The organism is Roseimicrobium sp. ORNL1 (assembly GCF_011044495.1).
Taxonomy (GTDB): domain Bacteria; phylum Verrucomicrobiota; class Verrucomicrobiia; order Verrucomicrobiales; family Verrucomicrobiaceae; genus Roseimicrobium.
This window is the reverse complement of sequence record NZ_CP049143.1, coordinates 5477352-5491133: the sequence shown is the minus strand read 5'-3', so window position 1 is coordinate 5491133 and position 13782 is coordinate 5477352. Positions and strand designations below refer to the sequence as shown.

Annotated in this window: 12 protein-coding genes; 5 read left to right on the top strand and 7 right to left on the bottom strand. The window is 62.1% G+C overall.

Annotation, left to right across the window (positions count from 1 at the left end):
• Positions 1-103: 103 nt before the first annotated feature.
• Genes G5S37_RS22170 through G5S37_RS22155 form a run of 4 tightly spaced genes read right to left on the bottom strand, consistent with a single transcriptional unit; the run spans position 104 to position 3478 of the window.
• A complete protein-coding gene (locus G5S37_RS22170) occupies positions 104-364 on the bottom strand; it encodes an acyl carrier protein (protein WP_165206748.1) in 261 nt (86 codons plus the stop codon).
• Positions 365-398: 34 nt separating this feature from the next.
• A complete protein-coding gene (gene fabG / locus G5S37_RS22165) occupies positions 399-1136 on the bottom strand; it encodes a 3-oxoacyl-ACP reductase FabG (RefSeq protein ID WP_165206746.1) in 738 nt (245 codons plus the stop codon).
• Positions 1137-1190: 54 nt separating this feature from the next.
• Positions 1191-2225, bottom strand: a complete 1035-nt coding sequence (locus G5S37_RS22160) for a hypothetical protein (protein ID WP_165206744.1) — start codon at positions 2223-2225, stop codon at positions 1191-1193.
• Positions 2222-3478 carry a beta-ketoacyl-[acyl-carrier-protein] synthase family protein gene (locus G5S37_RS22155; RefSeq protein WP_165206742.1) on the bottom strand — a complete coding sequence of 419 codons (1257 nt, stop codon included), beginning with the start codon at positions 3476-3478 and terminating at the stop codon, positions 2222-2224. Before G5S37_RS22155 ends, G5S37_RS22160 begins: the two co-directional genes overlap by 4 nt.
• Positions 3479-3584: 106 nt before the next feature.
• Between G5S37_RS22155 and G5S37_RS22150 the strand changes: the two genes are divergently transcribed.
• The 3 genes from G5S37_RS22150 to G5S37_RS22140 all read left to right on the top strand — a co-directional run bounded on the left by G5S37_RS22150 (position 3585) and on the right by G5S37_RS22140 (position 7033).
• A complete protein-coding gene (locus G5S37_RS22150) occupies positions 3585-4871 on the top strand; it encodes a class I adenylate-forming enzyme family protein (RefSeq protein WP_165206740.1) in 1287 nt (428 codons plus the stop codon).
• 177 nt (positions 4872-5048) lie between these two features.
• The gene (locus G5S37_RS22145) at positions 5049-5669 is read left to right on the top strand and encodes a hypothetical protein (RefSeq protein WP_165206738.1); all 621 of its coding nucleotides are present in this window, start codon (positions 5049-5051) and stop codon (positions 5667-5669) included.
• 86 nt (positions 5670-5755) lie between these two features.
• Positions 5756-7033: a hypothetical protein gene (locus tag G5S37_RS22140; protein WP_206026101.1), complete on the top strand. Its 1278-nt coding sequence runs from the start codon at positions 5756-5758 to the stop codon at positions 7031-7033.
• Here the strand turns inward: G5S37_RS22140 and G5S37_RS22135 are convergent.
• The gene (locus G5S37_RS22135; protein WP_165206734.1) at positions 7017-9260 is read right to left on the bottom strand and encodes a glycosyltransferase family 39 protein; all 2244 of its coding nucleotides are present in this window, start codon (positions 9258-9260) and stop codon (positions 7017-7019) included. The genes G5S37_RS22140 and G5S37_RS22135 overlap by 17 nt on opposite strands.
• A 259-nt stretch (positions 9261-9519) precedes the next feature.
• On the opposite strand from G5S37_RS22135, the gene G5S37_RS22130 reads away from it, so the two are divergent.
• Positions 9520-10650 carry a hypothetical protein gene (locus G5S37_RS22130; RefSeq protein ID WP_165206724.1) on the top strand — a complete coding sequence of 377 codons (1131 nt, stop codon included), beginning with the start codon at positions 9520-9522 and terminating at the stop codon, positions 10648-10650.
• 271 nt (positions 10651-10921) lie between these two features.
• Here the strand turns inward: G5S37_RS22130 and G5S37_RS22125 are convergent, their stop codons facing one another.
• Positions 10922-11653 carry a hypothetical protein gene (locus G5S37_RS22125; protein WP_165206723.1) on the bottom strand — a complete coding sequence of 244 codons (732 nt, stop codon included), beginning with the start codon at positions 11651-11653 and terminating at the stop codon, positions 10922-10924.
• A 54-nt stretch (positions 11654-11707) separates the two neighbouring features.
• Between G5S37_RS22125 and G5S37_RS22120 the strand changes: the two genes are divergently transcribed.
• Complete coding sequence (locus G5S37_RS22120) at positions 11708-12433, top strand: hypothetical protein (RefSeq protein ID WP_165206721.1); 726 nt, start codon at positions 11708-11710, stop codon at positions 12431-12433.
• On the opposite strand, the gene G5S37_RS22115 is transcribed toward G5S37_RS22120, so the two are convergent.
• A complete protein-coding gene (locus tag G5S37_RS22115) occupies positions 12372-13586 on the bottom strand; it encodes a permease (RefSeq protein WP_165206720.1) in 1215 nt (404 codons plus the stop codon). The two genes, G5S37_RS22120 and G5S37_RS22115, sit on opposite strands and share 62 nt — an antisense overlap.
• Between the last annotated feature and the right edge of the window lie 196 nt (positions 13587-13782).

Sequence of the window (13782 nt, the reverse complement as noted above, 5' to 3'; positions counted from 1 at the left end):
TTCCAGAAGCGTCACCAGTCGCTTCTCGATGGTGGAGGTCGCTACGTAACAGAACGGCGGACAAGAGTGTCCACGCTCCTTTGCCCAGAACCACGCTCCCTGCTCAAGCCTTCGCCGCCACCGCTTCCGCGATGGTCTCCACGGAGCGCAGTGTTTCACGCGCTGCTGCGGCGTCCGGGAGCTTCAGGCCGAAGCGCTTTTCCAGGGCCACGACGAGTTGCAGGGCGTCCACGCTATCGAGTCCCAGACCTTGGGGGCTGAAGATGAGCGCGTCATCGGTAATCTCCTCGGCGGACTGGGGGAGCATCAACTCTTCCACCATCGCTTGTTTGATCTGCAACTTGATCGCGTCGAGGTCTGCCATGCTGGGATATTCGAATGAAAGGGTTGGTGCGGCCCTAGAGGATGCCGCCGTCGATTTTGAGAGTGGCCCCGGTGATATACGAAGCCTGCGCCGATGCAAGGAAAAGCACGGCCGCAGCCACCTCTTCCGGCTTCCCGAGGCGGCGCATGGGAATCCGCTGGATGGCGGCGCGCTTCTGTTCCTCATCCATGCCGGAGAGTGCCTCGGTGTCGATGTAGCCCGGGCAGACGGCATTCACCGTGATGCCGGCGCGCGCCACTTCCTTGGCATAGCTCTGCGTGAGGCCCACCATGCCGGCCTTGGCGGCGGCGTAGTTGGCCTGGCCTGCGGGGGACATCAGGGCGCTGAGAGAGGAGATGTTGACGATGCGGCCGAATCGCTGGCCCATCATGGTGCGCGTGACGGCCCGGCAGCCGAGGAAGGTGCCGGTGAGATTGCTCTGCAGCACCTCGTTCCATTGCGCATCCGTCATCGTGGCGAGCAGGGCATCTTCATGGTGGCCGGCGTTGTTTACCAGCACATCGAGCCTGCCGCTGGCCTGGGTGATGGTCTCGACAGCGGCGGTCCACTGCTCGTTGCTGGTCACGTCCAGCGGTACGATGTGGCAGCGGTCGGCGTGGCCGGCAGCGAGGGCTTCGGCTTTGTCCTTTCGTGAACGCACGCCGAGCCACACACGATTTCCTTCATCTGCTTTCAGAAAGGCTTCACCCAAGGCGAGACCAAGTCCGCCATTCCCGCCGGTGATGAGTATCGATGCTGCTGCTCCTGCCATGAGGCATGAAACATGGCGGTGATGCGGGCCAGCACAAGTCTGCCTTGCTTCGTGTCAGGCGATGCCACCCAGCACGGCGCCCACGGCCTGCTCGGTGAGGCCCACGGCGCTGATGGCGACTTGGGAACTCTCACCCCGCGCGATGGACTCACAGGCGGCCACAGTCTGCCATCCAGCGATGCATCCGTATGCCTCGCCCAAGACAGGACGAAGGTGAAGTTGCTTGCCTTGCCATCCTCTCCACGCGGCCTGCTCTGCCGTATCGGCGCGAGGTGCGGCACCGAGTCCGTCGCACAGGAGCACATCGACTTCGCTTTGCGTGAGCAGTTCTGCCACCTCCTTGCGCATGCCCGCGGCTGCGTTGGCTAGACTCATGGTCGTGCCGTAGGTCCATGCCCCGGTCACGCCGAGTAGCTCGATGCCTTTTGCCTTCTCCAACACTACCGCCGCTGCGCCTTCTGCGGTGATGCCATCTCGATCAAAGAAGAGCAGTGCTTCATCCGTGAGCCAGTCGAGTTCTTCCGCAGCGACCACGAGCACGGATTCCACTTCGCCATCCTCCAGCCATTGCGCGGCGAGATCCATGCCGCGAAGGAACTGGCTGGAATCTCCCACGAGGGTGCAATTCAACTCCGGCGAACCTGCTAGCGCGGCGATGTGGCTTGCAGGCGCGTTGTAAACGGTCTCGGGGAAGAGAATGGGGCTGGCCAGGGCGGGGTTGCTCAGGGCCTCGGCAAAGAATCGCCGGCTGAACTGCACGCAGCCATTCGTGGTGCAGAAGACGACTCCGCCTTTCCATGCACCCTGCTGTGCTGAGGCGAGGCGTTCCGGTCCCAGTGCTTCGATGGCAGCGCCCACGGCATGGCGCGCGGCGGCGGTGGTGCGGCGCATGCGGTTGTGCTTCATCCAGTCGGGAACGGGCGAAGGCGCGGGCACCTTCCGGGTGCGATATTCCGGGGCGTCCTCCGTGCGCTTTGTGGTGGAGTAGGGGAGGGGTGTTCCTGCTTTCACGGCTTCGTACAAAGCACCAGCGCCCCATCCTGCGGGCGATACCGCGCCCCAGCCCGTGATGTAAATGCCTCCGCTCATGCCGCTTTCCTGAAGATGAGCGTGGCATTCGCGCCACCGAAGCCGAAGGAATTCGTGAGCGTGTAGTCCAACTGCGCCTCACGCGGCTGGCGCACGAGGTCGAAGGTGCAGATGGGATCCAGTGTCTCGATGTTGCAGCTCGCGGGAACGAAACCTTCGCGCATGGCCAGCAGGCAGATCACTGCCTCCACGGCACCCGCGCCTCCGAGGAGGTGGCCGATAGCGGACTTGGTGCTGCTCACCATGATCCTGCCGACATCCACACCCGCCCAGCGCTGGATGGCCGCGCCCTCCGCGGCATCATTGAGCGGGGTTCCGGTGCCATGGGAATTGATATACTGTATCATGTCCGGTGTCACCCCGGCCTCGGCGCTCGCGCGGGTCATGCTGAGTAGCGCAGCATCTCCCTGTGGATGAGGCTGGGTGAGGTGATGCAGATCCGTGCTCGCACCGTAACCGGAGATCTCGGCGAGAATGTTCGCCCCACGGGCGAGGGCATCGTCGAGGCGTTCCAGCGTCACCAGCGCCGCGCCTTCACCCAGCGCGAGGCCATCGCGATGCGCATCAAAGGGACGTGGCAGGGTGGTGCTGAGAGCCTGGAGCGAGTCAAACCCGGCAAAGACCATGTGCGCCAGCGCATCATACCCACCGGCGAGAGCGCGTCTGGCACGGCCCGTCTTCACCAACCGGAAGGCCTGCCCGATGGCATTCGCCCCGGACGCACAGGCGTTTGCGATGATCGTGAGCGGGCCCTGCAAGCCGAGCGCACTTTGCAGGTGCTGCGCCTGGGTATGCGGAAGGTACTGGATGACCTTTTCCGCCAGCGAAGCTTTCGCAGCCGGAGTGGCTGTCTTGGCCAGGTAGTAGGCTTCACCAGTGGCCATGGCCCCGGCGCTGGTGCCCAGGCAGAGGGGGATTTGCTGGTCTGCGAGCGCGTCGGCATTCCATCCGCTCTGTGCCATCGCTTCCACCCCGGCGTGAATGAGCAGTCGGGAGGCGCGGTCGAGTCGCTTCAACTGGCGGCTGGTGAGACGCGTCTTGGGGAAGGTCTCAGGAAAGGCCACCTCGCCCGCGCGCTGCACCCGCTGGCGGCTCGCGTCGAACACGGTGATGTCACGAAAGGCCAGCCGTCCGGCGCGGAATCCTGCGGCGTTTTCGCGCCAGTCATTTCCCATGCTCGTGATGATGCCCGCGCCGGTGATGACCACCCGGTGCGTACCAGCCTCATGAGTCTGCCCTGCACGATACGGCATGAAATGGTGTAGCGCAGCGCAGCGCTCCCTGGCAAATGATACTTCACCGTGCAATCGGCCAGAAGGACTCCCCGCTTGCGCGGCCCGCAGCGTGGTCTAGAGGACAATGATGCTGTATGCCCGCTGGCAACAAACGCTCTCCCTGCATCGCGACGAGGTCGCGGTGATGGATGCTGTTACCGGTGCGACGTGGACCTTTGCCGCGCTGCAGCATTCGCTGGATTCCCTGCCGGCTCTCGCGGCGGGAGCGCTGCATGTCGCCTCGATGGCGGACGGCGTGTTGGCGTTTGTGATACAGACACTCTGGGCCTGGCGGGATGGCGCGGTGCTTTGCCCCATGGAACGCGAAGGCGGGCGCGTGCCGGATGTGCGTGGCATGCCTGCGGGCATCGCTCATTTGAAGATGACCTCCGGAAGCACGGGGGAACCGCGCACGGTGATGTTCCGCGGAGAGCAGCTCGCGGCAGATGCGGAGAACATCCGCACGACCATGGGTCTGGATCGCACGTGTCCGAATGTCGCGGTTATCAGCGTGGCGCACAGCTACGGCTTCTCCAATCTCGTGCTGCCTCTGTTGTTGCAGGGGCATCCGCTGGTGACGGTGCCGGATGCACTCCCGTCCTCCCTGCGTGCTGCGTGTGCGGTGGGACACCGTGTGACCCTTCCCGCAGTGCCGGCGATGTGGCGCGCGTGGTGGAAGAGCGGGCTGATTAAGGAGATGCCCATTGCGCTGGCGATCTCGGCGGGCGCCCCGTTGCCACTGGAAGTGGAGCGCGGTGTGTTTGAAGAGACGGGTATCAAGATTCACAACTTCCTTGGCAGCAGCGAATGTGGAGGCATCGCCTATGACTGCACCACAGCGCCGCGTGAAGATGCTGCCTTGGCCGGTACCGCGATGGACGGCGTGAAGTTGAGCCTGGGTGAAGGCAGTCGTCTCGTGGTGGAAAGCGCCGCTGCAGGCGAGGGCTACTGGCCGATGGGCGATGATGCGCTCGGCGGCGGAACGTTTTTCACGAGCGACCTGGTGGAGATTCTGGAGGGCCGCGTGCTCATGCGTGGCCGTGTGAGTGACGCCATCAACATCGCCGGTCGAAAGCTCAATCCCGCCGATGTCGAAGCCGCATTGCTCTCATGCGAAGGTGTGCGGCATTGCGTGGTCTTCGGCGTGGCCAGTGCGGACCCGGCGCGGTGCGAGGACACCATTGCCTGTGTGAATGCGGCGGAAGGACTCACTCCCGCCAATCTCTCCTCCTGGCTTGGCGAGCGCCTGCAAACGTGGCAGCTTCCGCGGAAGTACTGGCTCTGCCCGGAACTGGCCCCGAATGGTAGAGGGAAGATTTCGCGCGCGGAGTGGCGGGAGAAGTGGCTGAATGCTCAACCGCTGAAGGTCTGAGGCGGAACCTTGAGTAGTGTCATGAATGTTGACGTGATTTCCACTGGAGGATTCCCTGATCTCTGCTGTTCTGTCGGCATGACAATCAGCGCCCGCCCAGCGGCTCAAATTCAAGGAGTGCGTCAGCCGAAGCCGGGAAGGCGTGCCCTGGGCTTGGCTCTGCTTGCGGCGTGCAGCATGCTGTTCCCCTTCACCGCTTCAGCCCTGCCCGATCCGGTCACGGTGAGCATGGGGGCAGATGGGAGGCTTTCGGTGGATGGAACGGTGGTCACGGACCTGCAAACACCTTCGTCGTTCGTGAAGCAGATCGAGGCCATCAACGGCAGCGCGCCCTCCAAGTGGTCCGACCCCAAGCGGGACTTCTACATGTTCTCCCGGCTGGGCATCACCTTGTACCATGATCGAGGCAATGATGATGCGGAGGTGGTGAATGTGCTCCTGTCCCTGCGCGAGGGGAAGGACCTCCCGATGGAGGCTTTTGTGGGGAGATTGTCCATGGAGGGCATCGATGTACAGCGGAATGCCGCGGGCCAGTTCCAGGCCCAGGAGGTGCGCCAGGCTCTCAAGGCCCTCAACCCCGAGCCGAATGACAAAATCGAAGGGCCGCATGCACCGGTGGTCATCGGACATCTGCCCTACTACGACTATCTGTACTTCAGCACGGAAGCGAGCGGTCGCATCAAGGAGATCTCCCTCGGCATCGTTCTCGCTAAGGGACGCTTGGCGTGGATGCGTGAAAACGGAGACCAGCTCAAGCATGAAGCGCTGAAACGGCAGATGGAAAAGGCCAAGCAGTAGTCAATCGGCTGCTCAAACGGCAAACTGCAAGGGCAGGCCGTCGTCCCTGCTTGAGCGTCGGGCGGGCGAGTGCTTTCATGCACCCCATGCAGCGACGCTCCTTTCTCCGTACCGCAGCCGCTTCCGCCGGCCTTCCATTGCTTCCTTCCGTGCTTCGCGCCCAGGAGGCCCCGGCTGAAAACTTCCCCCCGGTGCGTGCCCTGACCAAGGGACCGAAGTTTCACTGGTTCGGCTACTACGACAAACTGGAGTTCGATCCCACGGACCGCTACATCCTTTCCAATCAGTTGGACTTTGAAGGACGCCCGCCGACGGAGAATGACACGCTCCGCGTGGGCATGATCGATACGGGTGATGGTGACAAGTGGACAGAGCTCGGCACCAGCACCGCATGGGGATGGCAGCAGGGGTGCATGCTCCAGTGGTTGCCCGGCAGCCAGAGCAAGGTCATCTGGAACGACCGCGAGAATGGCAAGTACGTGAGCCGCCTGCTGGACGTGAAGACGGGTGAGAAGCGCACTTTGCCGATGCCCGTCTATTCCATCAGTCCCGATGGCAAGTGGGCAGTCACCCCGGACTTCGCGCGAATCGATTACTGTCGCAGTGGCTACGGCTACCCGGGCATCGAGGACCCTTGTAAGAATGACAAGGTGCCGGACAAGAGCGGTGTGTGGCGCATGAACATTGAGACAGGAGAGACGCAGCTCATCTTCTCCATCGCCCAAGCGGTAGGTGTGAAGCATCCCACGATTGACCTCACGGAGAAGTGGAACTGGTTCAATCACCTCCTGATTTCTCCGGATGGGAAGCGACTCATCTTCCTGCATCGCTGGCGGGATCGTGTGGACATTCCGCGTGAGCAGAAGGCGGGAGGCTTCACCACGCGCATGTTCACGGTGAATCTCGATGGCTCTGATCCCTATGTGCTGGAGCCGAGTGGCGTTGTGAGTCACTTCATCTGGCGCGATGGGCAGACCCTGGTGGCCTGGGCCAAGCCGGATGCCGAGGAGAAGTCGCACGTCATTGTCTACAAGGATCAGACCCGCGAATACACGAAGATTGGCGAGGAGAAGATTCCCGTGGATGGCCACATGACCTATGTGCCGCGCACGAACAACGAATGGCTGCTCATGGATACCTATCCAGATCCTGTGCGTCGCATGCAGGTGCCCTTCCTGTACCACATCCCCACGGACAAGAAGGTGCCCATCGGTTCCTTCTTCGAACCTCGTGAGTACAAGGGCGAGTTCCGCTGCGACCTCCATCCACGCGCGAGCAACGATGGACGCAAGGTGGTCGTCGACTCCGTGCACGGTGGCAACGGACGTCAGATGTACCTCATCGACATTAAGGGGCTGGTGTAGCGGCAGCAGATGAGGCGTCCGCGTCGGTGTGTACGGACGCCTGCAACGTTCCGGCTGCGGCCTGCACCGGACTTGTGCCCGGTAGGGGACGCAGGCATCTACAGGCGAAGATCTGGACCTGCTGGCACACCGCGCCCTCATGTCGGATTTTGAAGATGCCGAGGCTCTCGACCTTCTCGAACTCCTGGCGCAGGCGCTTCGGTGCGCCCTTCTCCACGGCGCCCTGGCGCACGAAGATGGCATTCTCCCCAATGCGCGAGGTGTAGGTCGGCCAGAACCAGTATTGATTCTGCGGCTTGTCCGCGCTCAGCACGAAGGAGAGCTGATTCGCAGGAAGCATCTCGCGGGCGGTGGGATTGTAGAAATTCATCAGGCTGGCACGCCCGTAGTGATCCGCGAGCAGGAAGGTGGGCACGCCGGTTTGTGTTTCCAGCTTGAGCCGCTGCTCTTCCATCACGCGCGCGAGATCGCTGCCACCACGCACGCGGGAGAGCGGATCCGCGCCCGGCTTCAGGTCGATGCGCACGGCCTTTTTCATGAGGTCCGTGTCATGGATGAAGATCACTGCGGGCAATCCAATCACGAATCCCGCGGCCAGCCAGCGTGCAGGCAGGCGCGCGCCGTTCTTAGCACGAAGGTGCCACCAGGTCGCCGCGGCGAGGAATAACATCGGGGCTGCGGGCGCGATCCAGTTCGGCTGGGCCTTCGCCTGCACGGACAGGGCGAGGTAGACCAGGAACACTGGCGCGCTCATGCAAACGAGGAAGGAAAGCAGCGCAGGCTTCTCCTTCATGCGGCACCAGCCCCACACGGCAAATGCTGCTGCGAGGAAGAACACGGGATTCAGCAAGCCAGTCACCGAGACCGCGAACTCACCCAGCGTGGCGAAGTTCAGATGCGAAGAGCCATCCAGGCCGCCGCGCTCCTTGAGATGTGTCACCGTCACCCAGTCATGCGTGATGTTCCAATAGAGCACGGGGAAGGCCGCGGCGATGTTCATGGCCAGCGCCAGCCACGGGCCGGGCCTGCGAAGCTGATGCCGATACGTGCGGTTGAATGCGAGGAAGAGGAACAGTCCCGCCCAGAGGAAGGGCGAGAAGAACTTGCTCAAGAAGCCGAGTGCCGCAGTCACGCCCGCGAGTGCCCACCATTTCGTGCTGTCCTGCTCCATCGCCTTCCACATGGCCATCGCTGCCGCGGTGTAGAAGAGCACCGTGGGCGCATCCACCGTGAGCAGCACACCGCCGACGGCGAAGAGGGGAGTCACCGCAAACGCCGCTACCACCCAGAAGGCCGTGCGTTCATCCGTACGCTTTCGCACGAAGCACCACACCAGCATATTGCACATCAGCGCCAGCACGGGTGACATGAAGCGCACACCGAAGGCGGTGTCTCCCCAGAGATTCGTGCCGAGCCATTGCAGCCACGCGATGAGGGGTGGCTTGCTGTAGTAGGCCCAGTCCAGCCGCTGACTCCACATCCACTGGTATGCTTCATCTTCGCTGAGTTCAATGGTGCCACTCGCGATGTAGATGAGGCGTTCGATGAGCAAGCCAATCATCAGCACCCACGCGGCATTCCTCCAACTCACATGAGATGCCTCGGGTGTGAGCAATTCTGGTCTCGCCGGGACATCGCGATACAGCGAAGGGCATCGCGCCCAGAGCGCGGGGAAGGTGATGTGCCCCAGCATCTGCCACAGCCATTCCAGCGCGCGGATGAGTACCCACGTGGAAACACCACCAAGGAGGAATCCCGCAAGCACATCCGAGGGATAGTGCACGCCGGTGTACACGCGGGAGAAACCGACCAGCAGTGCAAGCGGCACCATGAAGCGCCATGTGCGGCGCCAGAACATCCACGTCACCACCACCAGCGCGCCCCAGTTCGCCGCGTGGCAGGAGGGCATGGCATGGGAGCCGGAACCATTCCCCGCCAGCAGCCGCACATCAGTCATGGTGACGAAGGGCCTTGGCCTTCCGATGAGATCCTTCAGTGGTCCGCACACGCAGTTGCTGGCTACCAACGCGGCAAGGATTGCCAGCAAGACAAAGGCCCAGCCGCGCCGCTGCCAGCGCCAGATGACGAACACTGCCGCCGCCAGCAGCACCGGGTAGAAGAGCGCATTGCCGCTCGCATAGGGAATGGCCGAGTCGAAGACCGGATTGGCCAGACCTTGATTGATGCTGCGGAAGAGGGTGGTATCGAGAGCTTGGAGGGGGACCATGCGGTGATGCCGGACGAGCAGGGGCGGGAACTGCGAGTGCCCCTTATTCAAGCATCAGGGACACTTCACGCGATGCGCAGAGAATGACATTCCTGCCACCGTGAGCGGCTTCTTCGCGTGACTCATTGGTTGCAGAGCGGCGGTTGCGTTTTGAAGCCATCGATAACTTCAGTCTTGGGCAATGACTCGTAAAGTTTGCTTGGAGCGTCGCGTGAGAGCGCTATGCTTTGCGTGTAAACCTTCTGACACAACGCAGGCCATGGCGACTTCGACACCGCAGGCATTCACCGGGGAAGTGGTTTATCTGTTTGCCGTGGACGTGGCTTATGAGTTGAAGCGGCCCATTCCGGAAACGTTGCTCGGCCAGCCGCTACTGCCGCATCAGGTGGGGCCGGCGAAGCGCAGTCCGAAGCAGCACCTCTTCCAGCATCTGCGCGCGGCACGGCTGGAGCCGGTGAAGATGGCTTCACCTTTCGGCGAGGTGGTGGTGCAGCGGATGGCGAAGGTGTTGCCCATTGGTGCGGTGAGCATCATGTTGCGGGTGCCCTTCACCCATTTGCAGTTGGAGCAGCTTGGCGCTTTTGACAGCCCTGCCTTTGCGCAGGAGGTCATTCACAAGCATCTGGTTTCGCTTGCAAAATCCATCCATGACGAACTCGCACCGTATGCGGTGAGGCCCGCTGCGGCGCTGCCGGAAGGGGAGGCGTACACCGTCTTCTGCCTGGAGACTCCGAAGGCAAGGGAAGATGGTGTATCCACGCCTTTCGACGCGGAGGCATGGTTTGAATCCAATCGCAGGCACATCGCTGCCATCTTGACCCAGGAGCCTGACGGCAACCTTCTCTCCCAACAGGAGGCGGAGGAGTCCACCGGCCAGTTCCTCTCTTACTACCGTACGGATCTCGTGGTGGTGGACTGGGACGCCGCCCTGGTCATGGACCAGCCGGCGGACATGGATGAAACGCTGCATGTGCTGGAGCTGGCGAATCTCCAGCTTGAGGAACTCATCGCCTACGACCGTCTTCTGGATGGCGCTTTGGAGCGTGCTTATGCGGACCTGCTGCGCCCTCCCAAGCACCTCAGCAGAAATGTGCTCATGAATCGCCTTCGTGAGGTCCGTATCGACCTTGCACGCTTCAGCGACGAGCTTTCGAACATCACCAAGTTCTTCGGTGACTGGCACCTTGCCCGGCTCTACGACGCCGTATCACGCCGCTTCCACCTCGGCGACTGGCATCGCACGATTGATGACAAGCTGAAGACGCTGGACGAGCTCTACGAGATGCTGAAGCAGGAGCAGAATCACCGGCTGATGGTGGTCCTGGAGGCTGCCATCGTGCTGATGTTCCTCATCGATATCATTGCGTTGTTTGGTGGGTTTGGGAAGTGAGGGGGGAGCGCTCACCATGACCCACGAGCATCAAAGAGACTCCCGATCCTTGGGCTGTCGCTTCGTCTGCTCTTCCGTGAGATTTGTACGATTTGTGGGAAATTTTCGGGCTCCGACGCGTCCGTAGATAGCGTGGCGGAGGCGGAGGGAGATGCCTTGAAGGGCGTAGTCCGCGGAACGCTTCGACGGTGTTGTCGTCCCCCAGTCACAAAAAAACCCGCCTGAGCAGGCGGGTTTTAAAATGGTCTGCTTGCGACAAAAACTCGCAGCCTCAGTAGATCATCTGATTCTCCGGCGCCGCGGTTTCCTCGATCTTGAGGGCTTCCAGCACCGGGACGGTCTGGCCGCCTTCTTCGCGGAAGGCCATCTTGCCGGATACCTTCACCCAAGTCATGTCCTTGAACTGAGGTGCGGTGGTGGCGAACTCCACTGGGATGGAATACGGGCGGGCATCGGCGGCGCAGCACTGCACCAGCATGCGGAAGAGGCGGACGCGGTTGCCCTTCTCGTTGTTCACCTTTTCAGGAAGGACCTGGCCCGTGGTTTCCACCGGCTGTCCGGCGAGCACGGACTGCACCTCCTTGTCACCGGCGGTGTAGTAGAGTTCCGTGACCTCGAGCATGAAGTTGCCCGTCTCCTTGTTCCTCGGGACCTGGGCTTCCAAGTCTGCGAGGGTGAAGGAACCGTAGCTCTTCGCCTCGGCTCCCTGGGCGGCCTGTTTATGCACTTCAGCCACATTCACCTTGGGCATCACGTCCTGCGCACCCGGTGTGGTGCCGGCGGTTGCGGCGGGAGGGCTGTTTGGGTTGGTGATGGCGGCGGTCACTGCATTGCCGTTGCCGGTGCCGGTGCCGGCATCGGTACGCTCGCGCTTGAGGGAGAACTGGTCGGCGTGGGCACCCTTTCCGAAGTTCTGCGAGTACACGCCTTTGTTCATCACCGCATTGGCGGTGAATTCATCCTGGGTCAGCACTGCGGCGGTCGTGATGGGCACCACCAGCATGAAGATGGCGACCCCTCTCCACACCGCGCTGCTCTCCTCGAGAATGCCGTGAGAATGGCCGGCGTGGCTGTGCGCATGTTCATGCTCGTGACCGTGGTCATGCCCGCAGCAGCCTTCATGGGCATGGTCGTGGTGATGATGTCCATGATCGTGGCCGCAGCCGGGGCCATGCACGTGTTCTTTTTCGTGCTCGTGCTTGTGGCCATGGTCGTGAGAATGCCCGTGTTCATGGCCTCCGCAGCAGTCATCCTTGTGGCTGTGCGCATGAGCAGGTTCATGCTTGTGCTCATGGCCGTGATCGTGGCCGCAGCCGGGACCATGCACGTGCTCATGTTTGTGTTCGTGGCCATGCCCATGTCCACCACAGCAGCCGTCCTTGTGCTCGTGCGCATGATGACCATGGTCGTGTCCGTGGTCATGCTTGTGGGCGTGATCATGATGATGGTCGTGCTCATCGTGGTCATGCCCGCAGCCGTCGTCTTCTCCGGCGCAGCAGGCTGCCTCCTTGGCCTTCATGGTGGCGAGATTGAAAAGCGCCACTACGATCAATCCGATGCTACTCCACAAAACCATGGGCTGGAAGATGCCGTCCGGGGGCAGGTAGTGGGAGATGCGGCCGCTGGAGTAGAAGTACAGCATGATGCCACCCCACAGCAGGAGCAGGGACACGCTGAGAATGTGAATGCCGTTGCGCTTGGAGGTCATGGCACGAAGGGGGTCAGGGTTTTGGGGAGGGCGATGGAGCTGGAACTGGAGATGCAGGTGCTGGTGGCGTCGTAGCTGGGGCGGCGGGAGCCGGAGCTGGAGCCGGTGAGGGCGGCGTCACAGTCTGCGTAGCGGTGGCGTTTTTCTTGGTCAGTGCTTCCGGGAAAAAGATACGCGCCCACGGCTTGCTTAGCAAGGCCACCATGAGGAAGAGCGCGATGCACAGGCCGATGAGGAACTTCCGGCGGAAGATGGAGGCGTACATGAACACCAGCTTCACGTCCAGCATGGGACCGAAGACCAGGAAGGCCAGCTTGGCCGCACTGGGCAGACCCGAGTCCGGCATGGCCATGGGCGCGGCGATGAAGGCGTCCGAGGTGCTGCAGAGGGCCAGGATGAAGGCCAGACCCATCATGGACGGGATGGCGAGGAATTCGTTGGTGGAGACCGCTTCGATGCGGGTCTGGTCCACCTGGGTGTTGAAGACACTGGTGATGGTCACGCCAATGGCGAAGTACATCGCGGTGTCCAGGAAGTCCCGCATGGTGGTGCGCATGGCATGCGTCAGCTTCGCGTCGACGCCGTCCGGTGGGGTGTGCACATGGCCACCGCCACCTCCGCCGCCTGCAATACCCGCCACCACGGAGGGGGCGAGCACATCTTCCGGCTTCTTGCGAAGCAGCACCAGGCCGATGAGCACCGCCACTACGTAGCCCAGCGAAAGTCGGGCAAAGGTCATGCCTGTCTGGCTCAGCGCATTTTGCAGGGCCGCTGCGTGGTCCCCAAGTCCTGCTGCCTGGCCGTCCGCAGTCCGCGCCGCCAGTGTTTCCTGATAGGCGGCGGCGTGTCCTTGATGCTGGAATTCCTTGAACGCCGTCAGGGTGCTCACGATCACAATCGGGTTCACAATCGGAGCGGAGAGCAGGTAGGCCAGCGCACAGGAAAGAGGCAGCCCCTTCTGCACGAGTCGCCGCACCACTGGCACCACGGCGCACTCACACACCGGAAAGATGAGACCGAGGAAACCCGCCGCGAGGGTCGCGAAGATCTTGTTCTTCGGCAGCATCTTGTCCAGAAGCTTCGCCGGGAGGAAGGCGTCAATGAACCCTGAAAGGAGCGTGCCGACCAGGATGTAGGGAGCCCCTTCAAAAAGGATGCTCAGGAAGGCGAATGAGACGTCACGAGAGGCGTCTAGAAGCTGTTGGGGGTCAGTGGCTGCGAGGATCATTTCGTGGGAGCCCCTCTAAACGCGCTTCGCCCACGGGTTCAAGCAGGGAATGCGACATCACAGCGAGGTAACCGACGTGTTACGTACCGGTTTAGGCCCCGGGTTGCGGCAGTTTCCACAGATTCGTCACATGGCGCCCACCGCGTAAGGTGCGTAGACCGCGGCCGAATCACAACTCTCGCAGGATGCGCGAGAT

What these genes read in the sequence shown, in the direction of transcription:
- G5S37_RS22170 (WP_165206748.1), bottom strand. Translation starts at nt 364, where the DNA reads ATGGCAGACCTCGACGCGATCAAGTTGCAGATCAAACAAGCGATGGTG.
- fabG (WP_165206746.1), bottom strand. Translation starts at nt 1,136, where the DNA reads ATGGCAGGAGCAGCAGCATCGATACTCATCACCGGCGGGAATGGCGGA.
- G5S37_RS22160 (WP_165206744.1), bottom strand. Translation starts at nt 2,225, where the DNA reads ATGAGCGGAGGCATTTACATCACGGGCTGGGGCGCGGTATCGCCCGCA.
- G5S37_RS22155 (WP_165206742.1), bottom strand. Translation starts at nt 3,478, where the DNA reads ATGCCGTATCGTGCAGGGCAGACTCATGAGGCTGGTACGCACCGGGTG.
- G5S37_RS22150 (WP_165206740.1), top strand. Translation starts at nt 3,585, where the DNA reads ATGATGCTGTATGCCCGCTGGCAACAAACGCTCTCCCTGCATCGCGAC.
- G5S37_RS22145 (WP_165206738.1), top strand. Translation starts at nt 5,049, where the DNA reads ATGCTGTTCCCCTTCACCGCTTCAGCCCTGCCCGATCCGGTCACGGTG.
- G5S37_RS22140 (WP_206026101.1), top strand. Translation starts at nt 5,756, where the DNA reads ATGCAGCGACGCTCCTTTCTCCGTACCGCAGCCGCTTCCGCCGGCCTT.
- G5S37_RS22135 (WP_165206734.1), bottom strand. Translation starts at nt 9,260, where the DNA reads ATGGTCCCCCTCCAAGCTCTCGATACCACCCTCTTCCGCAGCATCAAT.
- G5S37_RS22130 (WP_165206724.1), top strand. Translation starts at nt 9,520, where the DNA reads ATGGCGACTTCGACACCGCAGGCATTCACCGGGGAAGTGGTTTATCTG.
- G5S37_RS22125 (WP_165206723.1), bottom strand. Translation starts at nt 11,653, where the DNA reads ATGCTGGTGGTGCCCATCACGACCGCCGCAGTGCTGACCCAGGATGAA.
- G5S37_RS22120 (WP_165206721.1), top strand. Translation starts at nt 11,708, where the DNA reads ATGGCCGGCGTGGCTGTGCGCATGTTCATGCTCGTGACCGTGGTCATG.
- G5S37_RS22115 (WP_165206720.1), bottom strand. Translation starts at nt 13,586, where the DNA reads ATGATCCTCGCAGCCACTGACCCCCAACAGCTTCTAGACGCCTCTCGT.